Origin of the sequence: Pseudochelatococcus contaminans, from assembly GCF_014195635.1 — a bacterium.
GTDB lineage: Bacteria > Pseudomonadota > Alphaproteobacteria > Rhizobiales > Beijerinckiaceae > Pseudochelatococcus > Pseudochelatococcus contaminans.
Window position 1 is genome coordinate 212,381 of record NZ_JACICC010000002.1, and the last position, 15,836, is coordinate 228,216.

Consider the following 15,836-nt stretch of genomic DNA (forward strand, 5'->3'; position numbering starts at 1 on the left):
CGCAGCACCCATCATCGTTCAAGGGGTTCCCTTGCCCCCGGAAACTTCGACATTGCCGAAGCCCGTGCGGCCAAACCTCTCAGGCCGGAACATGTCTTCCACGATCGCGGGCGGATGCAGATAGTCGCCCGGCGTCACCGCCCGCACCACATAGGCCACCGAAAAGAACGCCGGCTGATCCGGCGTGCGGTCGAATGCGGCGATGAAGCGGTCATCGCGATATTCGACATGGGCGGGCTCGACATCACGCGACAGCCACGGCAAACCGGCCACGTCGCCGCTGTCGACGAGGCGCGGATTGTCGATCTCGAAGCCGGCGGGCAAGTAGTCGACCAGCAGCGTGCGCGCCTCGCGAGCGTCCCGTTCCGTCACTGTCAGCACGGTGACGAGCCGCTCGTTCTGCGTCACCTTTGCCGGATCGGCGGGCTTGCCGTCGAGGTGGAAATAGCGTCGCTCGATCTCATAGCCTTGCGCCAGCGCATCCTCATGAACGGATGAGTTGCCCGCCACGCCGATGACCACCCGCACCGGCGACGTGCCGGTGTTGACGATCTCCACGGCCCCTTCGGCCAGCGCCGATTCCGGCAGCGTGCGGAACAGCGGCCCCTGATGCGCCTCGCCATTCACGCTCAGCGCGACATTGTCAGCCTCCTTTGCGAGGCCGATGGCGGCCAGCAGCAGCCAGGCGTTTTCCTGCGTGCTGGTGAGGGTGCGCTCGTTGCGCGCCTTTTCCAGTATGTCGGTCACGCGCGCCAGCTCGGCCCGGCCCGCGCCGGTTTCGCCGATGAGGGCAAGGACACCGGCGGCATCCCGCAGGACGGAGCCGTAATCCCCGCGGCCATTCTCGCTGTCCTGCGCGGCCGCCAGCGTGTCGGCTGCCTGAGCGAAGGCCCGGTCGGCGCGCGGCGTATCGCCAAGCAGCGCCAGCGCCGCGCCGATCTGCGCCTGTGCCAGCGGTGAGCCGAACGCGGACAGCCGTGCATCGGCAAAGTAACGCAGATCGCCGATGACGGGGCGGCCGTTGCGTGCCAGCACGTAAGCCGCGTAGGCCAGCGCCTGCCCCTCGCCATCCGGGAAATCCGTGCTGTTGACGACCGCGTTGCGCAGCCGGTCCAGCGACTGGGTGAAGGCGATCTGCGGCACGTCATGGCCACCCTCACGCGCCCGCGTCAGGAAATCCGTGATGTAGGCGTCGAGCCAGAGATCATCACCGCCCACGGACCACAGCCCGAAGGAGCCGTTGGCGTCCTGCCGCGACAGCACGCGCGACACCGCCGCGCCGACCTTTTCGGCGGCATCCTCGTCAACCGAGAGCGCGCCCAGCCGATGCAGCGTAGCGGCATAAAGCAGCGGCAGAGCACGACTCACGGTCTGCTCGGTGCAGGTATAGGGGAAGCGCTCCAGCGCGCCGAGCAGCGCCGGCACATCGAGCGCCGCAACGGGCGAAACCGCCAGCGAGGCCACACCCGTACCCGGAACGATATCCGCGAAGAGATCACGCGAGACGGTGAGGCTCTCGCCAGGGGCCAGCGTCTCCACCGTGCGGCGGGTGAGCGGGCGCAGGCCGGTGCCGACGCCAAGCCGCAAGATCTGCGCCGCCTCGACACCCGGCCCGGCAATATTGACCGTCACGCTGCCCTGCCCGATGCCCGATGCCGTGACGGGGATGGCAAATGCCGCCTGCCCGCCCTTTTCCAGCCGCACCGGCTGCGCGAAAACGGAATCGTCCACCGTGAGCGGCCCTTCGCTCGTCAGCGACAGCCGGTAATCGCCCGCTTCGCCCGATACGTTATCGACCGCGAGGAACAGGCTCGTGGTGTCTCCGGGGTTGAGGAAGCGCGGCATGTTGGCGGAAACGACCACCGGGTCGCGCACCACGATATCGGTTGTGGCCTGCCCCACCTTGTTCTGCGACCATGCCACGGCATTGACGCGCACGGTGCCGTTGAAGGCCGGGATGTCGAAATCGACGGTGGCGACGCCATCGGCGCCGACCTTGACCACGCCGGAATAGCGCGCCAGCGGCTCCTGCGCCGGCGGCGAGCCTTCAAGTTGCAAAGCGCCTGCATCGCCGCCGGAGCGGATCGCGCCACGCGTGCCCTGCATGCCGTCGATGAGGAAGCCGTAGATGTCGCGGATTTCAGTGCCAAGCTGGCGCTGACCGAAGAAATATTCAGCCGGATCAGGCGATTCATAACGTGTGAGGTTAAGGATGCCGACATCCACCGCCGACACGACAACGAACGCCTCCTGCCCCGGCGTGAGACCGCCAACCTTCACCGGCACGGACAGCGTGCTGCGCGGCGCGATCTCCTTCGGCGTATCGATGGCGACGGCGAGCGTGCGCGCCTCCCTGTCGACGGAGAACCACGCCAGCCCGAGCGCCCGGCCCGGCTGGCGGCGGGCCGCGACATCGAGCGGGCGGTGCGCCAGCGCCACGACATAGGCCCCCGGCCCCCATTCGGCCTGCACCGGCAAACTTACCGTGGTGCCATCGGGCGTGACGTCAATGACGCGTTCCTCATAAATGCGGTCGCTGGCAATGACGAGCGTGGCGCGGCCGGTGAAACGCGGCTTGATCACTGCCGTCAGCGTGTCGCCAGCGGCGTAGGCCGCTTTGTCGAGCGTCAGGTCGAGACGGTCCGGTACATCCGCCGTGGCATCCCCGCCAAAACCTGAAACGAACGTCACGCTCACAGGTTCAGCCGCGCCATCGGGTGCGACGATCTCAAGCCGGTAGCGGCCCCATTCCACCGGCACGGAAATGCGAGCAGGGTCACCTGCGCCAGCAAGCTCGATCTGACCGTCGCTGACGCGGCGCGTGGTGGTGACGCTCTCGAAAGACCAGCCTCCGTCCCGCTTGTACCACTGATAATTTTTCTCGATTCGTGACAGCGTCCAGCGCGCCTTGCCGCCCAGCCGCTCGCCCTGCGGTGAGACGGCCACCACCTCGAAGCCCGCCTGCGCGCCCTCGGTGAGATTGGTGAACAGTGGTCTGGCCGCCAGCACGGGGCCTTGCGGCAAGATCGGCAACGTCACGGAACGCTCAACCGCGCGCCCGCCCGCTTCCGCTACCTGAACCGCGATCCGCGCCTCGATAGGCCGCGCCGCCACCACCTCCGGCACGGGCACGGTGAGCTTCGCCTTGCCCTGCGCATCGGTGACGACACCGTCGGGCAATTCCACGAAGACGCTCTCGAACGTCTCATCGTCGATGCCGGTGCGGTAGCCTTCCAGCCCTGAAATCGCCGACGCCTGCGCCTGTTGCACGGTGACGGACCCGCTGACGCCAAGCCCGCCAGCCGGCGCGCCATAGAGGAAATCGGCACTGACATCGATGACGGCATCGGCATCCCACGCCAGCTTGTCCGCTGCCGGCGTCAGCCGCACGTCGATTCGCTCCGGCAGGTAATCTTCCACCAGAAATGTGGTTTCGCCCACGGGCTCGCCCTTGGGGTCGATGAAAGCCTGCACGCGCCACGTGCCATGCGCAGCCCCCGCCAGCAGCGGCAGCGACCACGCGCGCCCGCCCAGCCCCTGATCGGTGACGACATCGCGCCGGTATTCGACGCCATCCGGCCTGCGGGCGATGAGCGTCACCGGCAGGCCGTCCGCCGCGTTGCCGGACGAGTCGCGCAGCAGCGTGGTGACATGCACATCCTCGCCGGTGCGGTAGACGCCGCGTTCGGTGAAGACGTCCGCGTCCAGCGGTCCAGGCGCGGCGCGCCCCGCCACGCCCCGATCCGTGAGATCGAACGGCGCTTGCTGGAGATCGATAAAGTTGTAATCGCCCTCCGGCGTGGTGGCGACGACGAGCGCCGGGCGCACGCCCCCCTGTCCGCGCAGCAGGCCGGCATCGAAAGTGAACTCGCCCCGTTCATCGCTGCGCGCGGTGGCGAGCACCTCGTTGTTGCGCGCCACCAGCTTCAGCTCGATGCCGGCAAGCGGCGCGGCGGAAGCCAGCGAGCGCGTCAGCACCTGCAAACCACCCTGATTCGACAGCGTGGTCAGGCCGATGTCCGACACCACGAACCATTGCGTGGCGCGCTGGCTGAAATCCTCTTCGGCTGGCGGGCCGCCTGCCGGACGCGCGGTCAGCGCATAGACCCCCGGTTGCAGCCGCTGGCCGATGGCCTCGTCTACCGGAAAGGCGGTGATCTCGTCGACGTTAAGCGGCGCGCGAGTTGTGAGCGTGCCGTTCCATATTCTCTGGCCGCGCTCACCCGCCAGCGTCTCGATCACCCAGCTTCCCAACTGGTCGAGGAAGCCGCCATCGCGGATGGCAGGGAGCAGGTTGCGGTCACCGACGCGGAAAATTTCGATCTCCACCGCCTCGGTGTTGACGGAGATAACCGGAATGCCTTCCTGCCCTGTGGAGGGCAGAACATAATTACGGCCTGTGAACCGCACGGACGGCGCACGGTCACGCACGAAGATGTCATAGTCGAGATTGCGCGGCAGCGTGTCGCCGGTGGCCGAGGGCAGGCCCTGCCGCAGCACGATGGCGTAACGCTCGCCGTGGCGCAGGCCATCGACGCAGATCTGCTGATCTTCAGCCGTCACCGCCGCGTTGGCGGAACCGGCGACCGCGACGAAAGGCGCGAAATCCACCCCCGGCGCAAGGCTTTCCGAAAACTGGAAGCAGGCGCGCGGCGAGGCCGCGTCGGAATCGACGCTGTTGTCGAAGACGCGAAAACCGTAGCGGTCGCGCAGGTCATCAAACACCTGCCGCACAGCCGGGTCATCGACAAGCGCGAGAGAGGCGCGGTAAGCTTCAATGGCGGGGCGGAACAACGATGCCTTGGCCTGCACCTCGCCGAGCGTCACCAGCGCTTTGGCCTTGTCGGCAGGCGTTTTGGCCCGCTCGAACCCGGCATAGGCGGCAACGCGGGCATTCCGGAACAGCTTCTGCTGCCTCGCATAATCGTCGGTCTCGACGGCGGCGGAAAGCCGCGCATAGGCAAGCCAGTCCGCCGGGCTGGCGGCATCGCGCACCAGAACGGCGCTGGCCAGATCGAGCGCCCGCGCCGCATCGCCGCGATCACGAGCGGCGTCCCGGTCCTTGCGCAATTGCGCGACTGTGTGCTTCAAATCGGCGGCAGAAGCCTGCGCCCGCAAAACCGGATCGAACCGCACCACTTCGCTCGCCAGATCGCGACGCTCGAAGGATTTAACCGTCTGGGAAAGAGCCGGCGTCAGGGAAAGGGTGATGGCCGCAGCCACCGGAATCGCCATGCGGCGAAAAAATGTAAAAGTCACAGCGCCTCTCCCCAGTCCACTTTCAACCCGACACCGCGCGGCTGCCGCAGGATGGACGATACGCCGCGTTCTTTCAAGGTCGCCTTGGCGGGAGCGATAGCGCCGGCGCTGCCTATACGCCTTCGCGCACCACCGCGCATTTCTCGGCAACGCGGCGCAGGAAACGCGACAGACGCTCGCCGCCGATTTCCACCGGCCCTGTATTCATGATGGTCAGGTCCGGATTGAGCACGGCGCTCAGTCTTTTGCTGCGCTCCATGCGGGCGTCAATGCTCGCTCCGCTTTCGCGGCCCCGCTGGCGCAGGCGCTCCATGATGACCGTAGGGGGAGCGGTGATGAGCACCACGTGGACGTTATCGAAGCGCTCGAATATTTCGGAGATGATGGCCCGCGACACGTTGCACACCACCACCTTGCCGCCCTCCACCGCCTCACGCACCGCCATGGGCAGCGCATAGCCGAGGCCATGCGCCTCCCAGTGCAGACAAAAGGCGCCCTCGCGCACGCCGGCCTCGTAGGCTTCCCGGCTGATGCTGTCGTGGTCTTCCGCATCATTGTGCTCGCGCGTCACGAGACGGCGCGGGAAAACGATGGCCGGATCGTTGGCGAGGATACTCCGCGCATGCATCAGCAGGCTATCCTTGCCCGCACCGCTCGGCCCGACGATGCAGACGAACGCACCGCGCGCGGATGCCCCTTTGACGGATGCGTCCTTCACAGACGCCGCTTTCGCAAGTGCTTCCTTGGCAAACTTTTCCTTGGCCGATGCTCCGTCGGCGGATGCGCCCTGTATCATGTCACCCTGCGCCCCCCGCGCCACACTTCGCGGACCACCGGCACGTCGCCGACCACGCGCACGCGCACGACATCACCCCGCCGGCCGACCTCCAGCGCACCACGGTCATCCAGCCCGGCCGCGCGGGCAGGATTGGCCGTGACGGTCGCGATGGCCTGCGGCAGCGCGATGGACGGCACACGCCGCGCCAGATCGAAGGCGGCCATCATCAGGCTCGCCGGCACGTAATCCGATGACAGCAGGTCGAGAATGCCTTCGCGCGCCAGCGTCTCGGCGGCAATGTTCCCCGCGTGAGATCCGCCGCGCACGACATTCGGGCCGCCCATCATCACCTGAATGCCGGCCTTGTGGGACTGATACGCCGCCTCGACCGTCGTGGGAAACTCCGCCACGGTGACGCCATCCGCCACCGCCCTCGCGACGTGCTCGCCGGTGGCGTCATCATGGCTGGCCAGCACCGCGCCCTGCCTGCGGGCCATCTCCACCAGCGCCTTGCGGTGCGGTTCGGAATGGCGCTCGTGCAGCTCAAGGCGGCGGGCGATCAACTGGCTCGCCTCCTCGTCGGATGCGTCTGTCCTGCCCATGTAGAACAGCTTCCAGACGCTGATATCGCGAAACTGCCGCTGGCCGGGCGTGTGGTCCATCAACGACATGAAATGCACGGGGTGGCGCGCCACGAACGCCTCCGCCTGCTCCAGCACATCCGAGGAGGAGACTTCGCACCGCAGATGCGTGCGGTGGTCGGCGCGCAGGCATCCCGTGTCCCTGGCCTCGGCGAACGCAGCCGCCAGAAGCCACAGCTCATCGCTGTCGATTGGGTAGAAATCGAAATCCGAGCCGACCCGCAGCGAGTCGAAGACCGTGGTGATGCCGGCCGCCGCGATCTGCGCGTCATAGGCCATGACGGCGCTCATCGGATGCCAGCGCACATGCGGGCGCGGGTGGAAATGGCTCTCGACGTGATCTGTATGAAGCTCGATGAGACCCGGAGTCACATAGTCGCCGCCGACATCCACCCCGCGCTCGGGCGCCCTGCCCTCACCGATTTCGGCGATGACGCCATCGGCAATCGCGATCCACCCGCCTGTGACCACCCGGTCCGGCAGGATGAGAGACGCGTTTTCCAGAACAAGGTTATCGGCGGTCATATAAGATCTTCTTCCAATGCGAAACGTGACTCAGGCCCGCTTCTCATAAGACGATCCTCTCGCCGGCGCCATGCGGATGCATACCGGAGCGGATCTGGGCCTCATTAAACAACGACAAGTACACGGCAAGGCGTATTCATGCCGCCCGCCGATGACGAAACGAGAAATTGGATATGGGACTTCCGAGGATCATCAAATACCTGATCCATCATTGCATGGTCATTTACCCGGACCCATGCGACTCACACTAGTCCAGCGAGACAACAATCGTGCGACGGCCCCGCAGAACCCATCGCAATTCCTTTGGTTAAGGCGTACTTTCCGATTCGACCAGAGCAGACGCTTTACGTGTCCGGGACGAAACGATGCCAGGTACAGACGATACAAATCCGGCTTCCGCCCTCTACCGGGGCAAAGGGGTGACCGCATGGCGGCTGATCGCGGATGAGATCGAAGCCGATATCGCGGTGCTGCGCCTGCCGCCCGGGGAGCAGCTGCCGACGGAGGCGCAACTGGCGGCGCGCTTTGGCGTGAACCGCCACACCGTGCGCCGCGCCATCGCATCGCTGGCCGAGCGCGGTCTGCTGAAAGCAGCGCAGGGCCGTGGAACTTTTGTGGAAAACTGGCCGCTCTCCTACCCCATCGGTCCCCGCACACGCTTTTCCGAGAATGTCGCACGAGAGCGTCATCAACCCGGAGGCGAATTGCTGCGGGCGGAAGAGATCCCCGCCACACCTGTCATTGCGCATGCCCTTTCCATTCCTGCCGCCGCGCCGGTGGTGGCGGTGAGCACGCGCCGTTTTGCAGACGGCACGCCCATCTCCTGCGGCATAATCCACCTGCCGCTGCCACGCTTTGCCGGGTTTGCCGCCGCCTATCGGCGCAACGGCGCGGTGACGCCGGCGCTCGCCGCCTGCGGGGTTGCGGACTATCGCAGGCTGGAAACGCGGATCGCCGCACGCTCCGCCTCCGCCGAGGAAGCGGCGTTGCTCGATCTAGCCCCGGGGCGCGTCGTGCTGGCCGTGACAAGCATCAACGTCGACGACAATCAGGTGCCGATCGAATTCGGCAACACCGCATTCGCGGCCGATCGTGTCGAGCTTCTCGTCGCCAGCGATCAAGCCGAGTTCAAGCCATGATCTCTTCTCCGGCAAAGGCCGCGCGATGAACACATCCTCGCTTCTGTTCCAGCTCGGTCTGGCGCTGGCCATCGGCCTGCTGGTCGGCACGGAGCGCCACTGGCGCGAGCGTGACGATGCCCCCGGCGCACGAACGGCGGGCATTCGCACCTTCGGCATCATCGGCCTGCTCGGCGGCCTCACCGCGAGCCTCGCAGGCGCGGCGGGAATGCCGGCGGCCATCCTGACGGGGTGCGTTTTCGTCGCCTTCTCGGCCGTGTTCGCAGCCTTCAAGTGGCGCGAATCGGAGGCGCAGCACGACTTCAGCGTCACCACCGTTGTCGCGGGTCAGACAACGTTCCTGCTCGGCGTGCTGGCAGTTGGCGATAATCATGCAGTTGCAGCGGGCGCAGCTATCGCCCTCACCGCGCTCCTCGCCAGCCGTGAAAGCCTGCACGCCTTTGTGCGGCGGCTGACGTGGCCGGAGTTGCGCTCCGCCATCTTCCTGCTGGCCATGGCGTTCATCGTGCTGCCCCTGCTGCCCGACCGCGCCATGGGGCCGTTCAATGCCATCAACCCGGCGGAAATCTGGATTTTCGCCATTGCGCTGGCCGGTATTTCCTTTGTCGGTTACGTGGCGGTGCGCGTGTTCGGCACGGCACATGGGCCGCTGATCGCGGGGCTTGCTGGCGGCCTCGTGTCCTCCACCGCCGTAGCGCTGACGGCTGCACGTGATTCACGCGCCGCCGATGCCAGCATCCGCGCCATTGCCTCGGGCGCGCTGGCGGCAAGTGCCGTATCCGTCGCGCGTGGCGGGGCGCTGGTGGCCTTTTTCGTGCCCGCCCTGCTGACGCCGATCCTGCCGGCGCTGGTATCGACGGGCATCGTCTTGACCCTCGCCGCGATTATCTGCGCCGTCCGGCAGCCTCCGCCGCCATCCAAGAATGGCGAACAGGCGAATAATAGCACGGCGGAGCAGCAGAACCCGTTCGAGATCGGCGCTGTGCTCAAGCTCGCGGCCATCATCGCCTTCGCCACCATCGCCGCGCGCGTCGGAAGCACGATCTTCGGCGACCGAGGCCTCATGATCGTTTCCGTCATCATGGGACTGGTCGATATCGATTCCGTCATTCTGTCGATTACCCGGCTTGCCAGCGGCGCCGCCAGCCAGACTTCCGGCCCATCGGAAACGGCGCTGACGCTGGCCATCCTGCTCGCCATCGCGGCTAACATCGTGGGCAAGGCAGGCTACAGCATGGCGCTGGGCTCGCGCCGCTACGGCCTGTTGATCGCCGGTGTTTCGGCGCTGGCGCTCGTAGCCGGCGTGCTTGCCGCCGGTTCGATGCTGGTGTAACAAACACCTGTTAGGGAGCCGGCCGACGCCAGATCGCCAATAAAAAACGCCTGACATAACCGGAGGTCAACAATGCCCGCCCGCTCGTTCGAAGACTTCATACCCGGGACGCAGACCGAATATGGCGATACCGCCGTGAGCGCCGAGGAGATCATCGCTTTCGCCCGCGAATACGACGATCAGCCCATGCATACTGACGCCGAAGCGGCGCGCCACAGCTTCGCCGGCGAATTGATCGCCTCCGGCTGGCATACCTGCGCGTTGACGATGCGGATGTTTCACGACAACGTGCTGATCGATTCCACCAGCATGGGGTCGCCCGGCGTCGACGAAGGTAGCTGGGTGCGTCCGGTGCGTCCCGGCGATACGTTGCGCGTTCGCCAGACCATTCCGGAAACCCGCGCCTCCCGCAGCCGCCCGGAAATGGGGCTGGTGCACTTTGTTTTCGATGTCGTGAACCAGCGCGACGAAACCGTCTATACGCAATCCTGCCACGTGATGTTCGGCCGTCGCGGCGCACCGGCACTCCTTCCCGCCGAGGGGCGCGGACCGGCCCTTTCGCCTGCGGGGCAGGAAGCGCCGCAGGTGCCTGAAAACACGGGCGCGCCGGTGGTTTGGTTTGACGATGTCGTACCGGGCGCGGAAACGATCATCGGCAGCCACCATTTCACCGCCGACGAGATCGTGCGCTACGCCCATGCTTACGATCCGCAGCCCTTCCACACCGACGCCGAGGCGGCACGCCTGACGCATTTTGGCGCGCTATGCGCTTCCGGCTGGCACACGGGGGCCGTCTGGATGAAAACGATGCTGGCCCATCAAGCCCGCGAGGCCGCCCGTGCGGAGCAGGCGGGCATCCCTGTCGGCAAAAAAGGCCCCTCCCCGGGTTTCCGTAACCTGCGTTGGCTGAAGCCCGTGTACGCGGGCGACGTGCTGTCCTACCGCTCCACCTTCACCGACAAGCGCCCCACCGCGACGCGGCCAGGCTGGGGCATCGTGCGTTCGCACAACACGGCCTTCAACGCTGCCGGTGAGCAGGTTTTCAGCTTTGACGCCGCTGTTTTCCACCAGATACGTGCCACCTAAGGCTGTTTGAGGCACTATACATGTCGCTCTATAGCTTTTCTTTTGAGACGGAATTTCATTATACTCCGGACGAAGAGGCTGAAACAGGGCGATAAGTTGACTGGATTGCTTGATAATGCGCAGCGCTACGGGTTCGTCACGCGGGCGCTGCACTGGCTGATGGCCGCGATCTTCCTGTGGCAATTCGTGGGGATGGGGCTGCGGCTCGCTTTGGGCCGCACGCCGCTGGTCGGGTTCTTCGTGTCCAGCCACGGCGCGCTCGGAGCTGTGCTTTTCGTGCTGGTCGCCATACGCATCCTGTGGGGGCTGCTGAACCGGAACCGCCGCCCCGCCTATGAGCACGGCCTGCTCGGTCTGCTGGCAAAGGCCGGGCATCTCGGGCTTTATGCGCTGATGGTGATCGTGCCCGGGCTGGCCCTTTTGCGAGCCTGGGGCTCCGGCCGGGGGTTTCAGCCCTTCGGCATCCCGGTGTTCCCCGCGACAGGCGAGCAGATTGCATGGGCCACCGCCCCGGCCAACGCCCTGCACGGCGTGCTGGCCTGGGTGCTGCTCGTGCTCATTGCCGGACATGTGTTCATGGTGCTGGTGCATCAATTCATCTTCCGCGACAACGTGGCCAGCCGCATGCTTCCCGCGGGCCAGCGCTGAAGCGCTTGATCCCGGCGCTAAATAAGGAGAGCATGGGACTCTGATCTCATATCATCGGAAAGCGTCTGGACGCCGACCGCAGGGAGAACGACGATGTTCACGGCAAGCCAGATCGATGCCTCCGACCTGACACGTTTTTACGCGGAACTCGACGCCCAACTCGCGGCATTGTTGACGGGAGAGCGCGATGTCGTCGCCAATGCGGCCAATACATCGGCGCTGATTTTCCAGCTTGTCGCCGATCTCAACTGGGCCGGCTTCTATCTCCTGAAAAGCTCCGATGAACTCGTCGTCGGCCCGTTTCAGGGCAAGCCCGCGTGTGTGCGCATTCCGGTCGGCAAGGGTGTGTGCGGAGCAACGGTGGAGCGGCGGGCGTCGATCCTCGTCGAGGACGTCCACGCCTTCCCGGGGCATATCGCTTGCGACGCCAATTCGCAGTCGGAACTCGTTGTGCCGCTGCTTCTGGGCGAACGGATCCTCGGCGTTCTCGATCTCGACAGCCCGGTGAAGCGCCGCTTCGGCGAGGCCGACCGCATCGGCTTCGAGCGGCTGGCCAAGACCTTCGTGGAAGCCTGCGACTGGTAACGGGTCAGCGCGGCGCGGACGTCTTTTCGTAACGGCGCAGCAGCCTGTCACGCTTCAGCCGCGACAAGCGCTGAAGCCAGAAAATACCGTCGAGCTGGTCGATTTCGTGCTGAAGGCAGACGGCCAGCAACCCGTCCGCCGTTTCCTCATGCTCCACACCGTCAAGATCGCGATACCGCACCCGCACACGCGCGGCGCGCTCCACCTCCTCGGTCACGCCGGGCAGCGAAACGCTGCCTTCCGTGTGCCTGATACGCTCCGCAGATGTCTCGATCACCTCAGGGTTGGCGTAATGGCGCACGCCATCGTCCGGTGAAAGCGCGATCACGACGAGCCGCTGCAACACGCCGATATGCGGCGCGGTGATGCCAATACCCGGCGCGGCACGCATGGTATCGAGCAGATCATCGGCCAAAGCGCGCAAATCCGCGTCGAACGCCGAAACCGGCTCTGCCGGCAACTTCAACACGGGATCGGGATAATAAACGATGGGCCGCACAGGCACGATGGATTTCCTGAATATACAACAAGGCGCAGAACAAGCACTTCCCCTGAGAAAGCAGCATACCCATAAGGACCAGCAAGTCAATCATCGCAAAGATTATCAATAAAAGCATATTATTTGTTTTTACAGCAATTTAAATTTGATATCAAATAAAGTAAATTTTTAACAAACAAAATGAATATATAAAAAACTAAATACATTTATACATATTCAAATAAATTTGAATAGATTATAAATATACTATTAGATATTATTATATGTAATTTTTTGTTGATAATTTGCTTTTTAATAGATGAATAGTGTTCCATGTGATGCCATGTGGGTGTATCGGGCAACTTTAAGCTTTGCCTGATGACTTCAGTTGGACCCAGGCTGCAACAGGATACAAGATTTGGAGCGCACGTTCTGATGGCGCTTGATGCCCCGGCTGAAAGCTGCTCCGTGTCCGCTGCCTGCGGCGGTATTCAAGATGCAGTATTCAATTCCCGGTCATCACTGTTGTTTGTGACACATTGCTGCTTTAAGAAACGGGTGTTGAAATAAGTGACAATCACTGATCATTCTACTGAATCGACATCCCGTCGATCTTTTGCGGCGCGCATCTATGGTTACTGTCTTGTCGGTTTGCTGGCGCTCGCGAGTATAGCTGGCATGAATGCCATCATCTTTGCGCCGAATACAGAGGCCGGTGAAAAGCTGACGGACGAAAATCGGGATCGCAGCACGATGCCGCCTCTGCCCGGCACGGCATCGGAATGGGTAAGCTTTCCGCGCCGTTTCGAGACCTTCGTCAACGACAATTTTGGTTTGCGAGACGCCCTCATCCGCACCAGTTCGATATTGTCAACAACCATGCTCGGGCGCCTACCAACCGATCAGGTCATTGCCGGCACCGGAGGGTGGCTCTTTTTCACCGGCGACCGCTCGCTTGAACTTTTTCAGCGCACGTTCAGCTTCGCCCCCGCCACCCTCGACCAGTGGAGCGCTCAACTCGCTGAACGCAAGCGAGCGCTTGAAGCGCGTGGCATCCCTTATATCTTCACCCTCGCTCCGGATAAACATACAGTCTATGGCGAGTTCATGCCGCGGCATCTGCGCCGGAGCAACGCTCCGTCCCAGCACGATCAACTCATGACAGTCGCGCTGAGGCAGAACCTTTCCGTCGTCGATCTGCGCCAAGACCTGTTGCGCGCTAAAAAGAATGATATTCTCTATCTCCGCGACGACACACACTGGAATGATCGGGGCGGCGTGGTTGCCTATAACACCCTCATGTCATACTTGGATTTGCACCCCATTGCCGTCGATAACGATGCTTTCGCTTTACGCAACAGAAAGGAAAGCGATTTGGCGCGCATGGCCCTGATGAGTCGCGTTGAGAATGCACCGGCTTTACGCCGTGAGGCCCTTCCCTGTCACGACACAATCAAGGAGAATGTCCCTGATCACTTCGTAATGGGAATGGTAACCCGGACGCACTGCGAAAGCCGCAAAGGTAAGTTACTGTTTTTACATGACTCATTCGGAATTGCCCTGCTGCCTTTGCTGGCGGCCAGCTTTGGTGAAGTCATAGCGATAGGAACCTACCCTTCAACCGAAGTTTTTCTGGCAACAGTGGAGGCTGAACAGCCAGATTTTGTAATCGAGGAACGTGTCGAGCGATACCTGCAATACCCGCCCGCATCCGTTGGAAAGGGCTTCCCTTAATAAGTGTAGCACAATAACTATTCACCGGAGCAATAGACGCTCGAACAGAGGTGCGCTCCGTCGATAATATATCAGCGGCAGCGTGTTTCTTTTAAAACTGGAAACAGCTTTAGAAAAAGAAATAAAATGGTCTTTGCATCCCCTGTCTTCATATTCTTATTTCTTCCTGTCTCACTTATATTTTATTTTCTGTCTCCTATCCGGCTCAGAAACGCTGTCCTGCTGTTCATGAGCATTCTTTTCTATGCATGGGGAGAAAAGATACTCACGCTGGTTATGCTGGCCTCGGTCGCCGCTAACTGGATATTCGGCCTGCTGCTGGAGCGGTATCCGGCGGGTCATGGCGGCAAGTTCGTCGTCGCTGGCGCCGTGGTGGTCAATCTCGGACTGCTCGGCTTCTTCAAATATTCCGGATTCTTCGTCGAGCAGCTCAACGATGTGATCGTGCCGCTGGGGTTCTCGGCGTGGGTGTTCGATGCACCGCCTTTGCCGCTGGGCATATCGTTCTTCACGTTCCACGCCCTGTCTTACGTGATCGATATCTATCGGCGCGAAGCCCCGGCCCAGCGAAACCCGGTGGATTTCGCACTCTACATCTCGCTGTTTCCACAGCTCATCGCCGGCCCCATCATCCGCTATCACGACATCAGCACGCAGTTGACGCAACGGCGCACGCGCTTTGATTATGTCGTGTCAGGGGTGGAGCGCTTCGTGGCCGGTTTCGGCAAGAAGATGCTGCTCGCCAACCCGCTGGGCGAGGTCGCCGACACGATTTTCGCCCTGCCGCCGGACCAGTTGACCACGCCCGTCGCGTGGCTCGGCATCATCTGCTACGCGTTGCAGATCTACCTCGATTTCTCAGCTTATTCCGACATGGCCATCGGTCTGGCGCGGCTGTTCGGCTTCGATTTTCTGGAAAACTTCAACTATCCCTACAAGGCGCGGTCGGTGCAGGAGTTCTGGCGGCGCTGGCACATCTCGCTGTCCAACTGGTTCCGGGATTACTTCTATATTCCGCTGGGCGGCAGCCGGGTTGTCGAATGGCGGGTGTGGTTCAACCTCGTCATTGTTTTTCTCGCCTGCGGCCTGTGGCATGGCGCAAGCTGGACGTTTGTCGTCTGGGGTGCGCTGCATGGCCTGTTTCTCGTGCTGGAGCGCATCGGGCTGGGCCGCGTGTTGGCGCGCCTGCCCGCGTTCATACGCAGCGCCTATCTGCTACTGGTCGTGACGGTGGCGTGGGTGTTCTTCCGCGCTGACGATATCGGCGCAGCCTTCACCTATCTCGGCGCGATGGCCGGTCTCAACACGCCGGCGCAGGGGCCGGGCGTCGAGGATTATCTCGATATCGCCGTGGTGATTTACCTGGCTCTTGGAATCATGGCCAGCGCCGGATTGTTTACGCGTCTCACCGCCGATTGGCGTTGCCGGGCCGGCCAGGTTCATGGCATTCTCTCACCGGGTCTCGACACGCTGCGGATCGGCGCGGATGGCCGTGCCATGCTGGCAGGCCGCTTCGTTCTGTTGTGCGCCATCGCATGGCTCGCAGCGGCCCAGATGGCGGGCGGCACTTATAACCCGTTCATTTATTTCCGGTTCTAAGGGAATTCACAACGGTCAATGGCAATATCAC

Annotated in this window: 11 protein-coding genes; 7 read left to right on the plus strand and 4 right to left on the minus strand. The window is 63.2% G+C overall.

Going from position 1 to position 15,836, the window contains the following annotated elements; translation table 11 throughout:
- Nucleotides 1–18 precede the first annotated feature (18 nt).
- The 3 genes from FHS81_RS05130 to FHS81_RS05145 all read right to left on the minus strand — a co-directional run bounded on the left by FHS81_RS05130 (nucleotide 19) and on the right by FHS81_RS05145 (nucleotide 7,203).
- A complete protein-coding gene (locus FHS81_RS05130; protein ID WP_246374819.1) occupies nucleotides 19–5,235 on the minus strand; it encodes an alpha-2-macroglobulin family protein in 5,217 nt (1,738 codons plus the stop codon).
- 136 nt (nucleotides 5,236–5,371) lie between these two features.
- Nucleotides 5,372–6,055, minus strand: coding sequence for a phosphonate metabolism protein/1,5-bisphosphokinase (PRPP-forming) PhnN (gene phnN, locus FHS81_RS05140; RefSeq protein WP_183750982.1), 684 nt, complete (start codon nucleotides 6,053–6,055; stop codon nucleotides 5,372–5,374).
- Complete coding sequence (locus FHS81_RS05145; RefSeq protein ID WP_183750983.1) at nucleotides 6,052–7,203, minus strand: alpha-D-ribose 1-methylphosphonate 5-triphosphate diphosphatase; 1,152 nt, start codon at nucleotides 7,201–7,203, stop codon at nucleotides 6,052–6,054. Before FHS81_RS05145 ends, phnN begins: the two co-directional genes overlap by 4 nt.
- Nucleotides 7,204–7,568: 365 nt before the next feature.
- On the opposite strand from FHS81_RS05145, the gene phnF reads away from it, so the two are divergent.
- The 5 genes from phnF to FHS81_RS05170 all read left to right on the plus strand — a co-directional run bounded on the left by phnF (nucleotide 7,569) and on the right by FHS81_RS05170 (nucleotide 11,994).
- Nucleotides 7,569–8,342, plus strand: a complete 774-nt coding sequence (gene phnF / locus FHS81_RS05150) for a phosphonate metabolism transcriptional regulator PhnF (protein WP_183750984.1) — start codon at nucleotides 7,569–7,571, stop codon at nucleotides 8,340–8,342.
- Between the two features lie 25 nt (nucleotides 8,343–8,367).
- A complete protein-coding gene (locus FHS81_RS05155) occupies nucleotides 8,368–9,675 on the plus strand; it encodes an MgtC/SapB family protein (protein ID WP_183750985.1) in 1,308 nt (435 codons plus the stop codon).
- 72 nt (nucleotides 9,676–9,747) lie between these two features.
- Nucleotides 9,748–10,761, plus strand: coding sequence for a MaoC family dehydratase (locus tag FHS81_RS05160; protein ID WP_183750986.1), 1,014 nt, complete (start codon nucleotides 9,748–9,750; stop codon nucleotides 10,759–10,761).
- Between the two features lie 96 nt (nucleotides 10,762–10,857).
- The gene (locus FHS81_RS05165) at nucleotides 10,858–11,409 is read left to right on the plus strand and encodes a cytochrome b (protein ID WP_246374739.1); all 552 of its coding nucleotides are present in this window, start codon (nucleotides 10,858–10,860) and stop codon (nucleotides 11,407–11,409) included.
- 93 nt (nucleotides 11,410–11,502) lie between these two features.
- Nucleotides 11,503–11,994: a GAF domain-containing protein gene (locus tag FHS81_RS05170; RefSeq protein ID WP_183750987.1), complete on the plus strand. Its 492-nt coding sequence runs from the start codon at nucleotides 11,503–11,505 to the stop codon at nucleotides 11,992–11,994.
- A 4-nt stretch (nucleotides 11,995–11,998) separates the two neighbouring features.
- On the opposite strand, the gene FHS81_RS05175 is transcribed toward FHS81_RS05170, so the two are convergent.
- A complete protein-coding gene (locus tag FHS81_RS05175; protein ID WP_183750988.1) occupies nucleotides 11,999–12,499 on the minus strand; it encodes a peptide deformylase in 501 nt (166 codons plus the stop codon).
- A gap of 543 nt (nucleotides 12,500–13,042) precedes the next feature.
- Here FHS81_RS05175 and FHS81_RS05180 point away from each other — a divergent pair.
- Together FHS81_RS05180 and FHS81_RS05185 are read left to right on the plus strand one after the other, a co-directional pair.
- Nucleotides 13,043–14,206, plus strand: a complete 1,164-nt coding sequence (locus tag FHS81_RS05180; protein ID WP_183750989.1) for an alginate O-acetyltransferase AlgX-related protein — start codon at nucleotides 13,043–13,045, stop codon at nucleotides 14,204–14,206.
- 228 nt (nucleotides 14,207–14,434) lie between these two features.
- Nucleotides 14,435–15,805, plus strand: coding sequence for an MBOAT family O-acyltransferase (locus tag FHS81_RS05185; protein ID WP_246374741.1), 1,371 nt, complete (start codon nucleotides 14,435–14,437; stop codon nucleotides 15,803–15,805).
- Nucleotides 15,806–15,836: the final 31 nt, after the last annotated feature.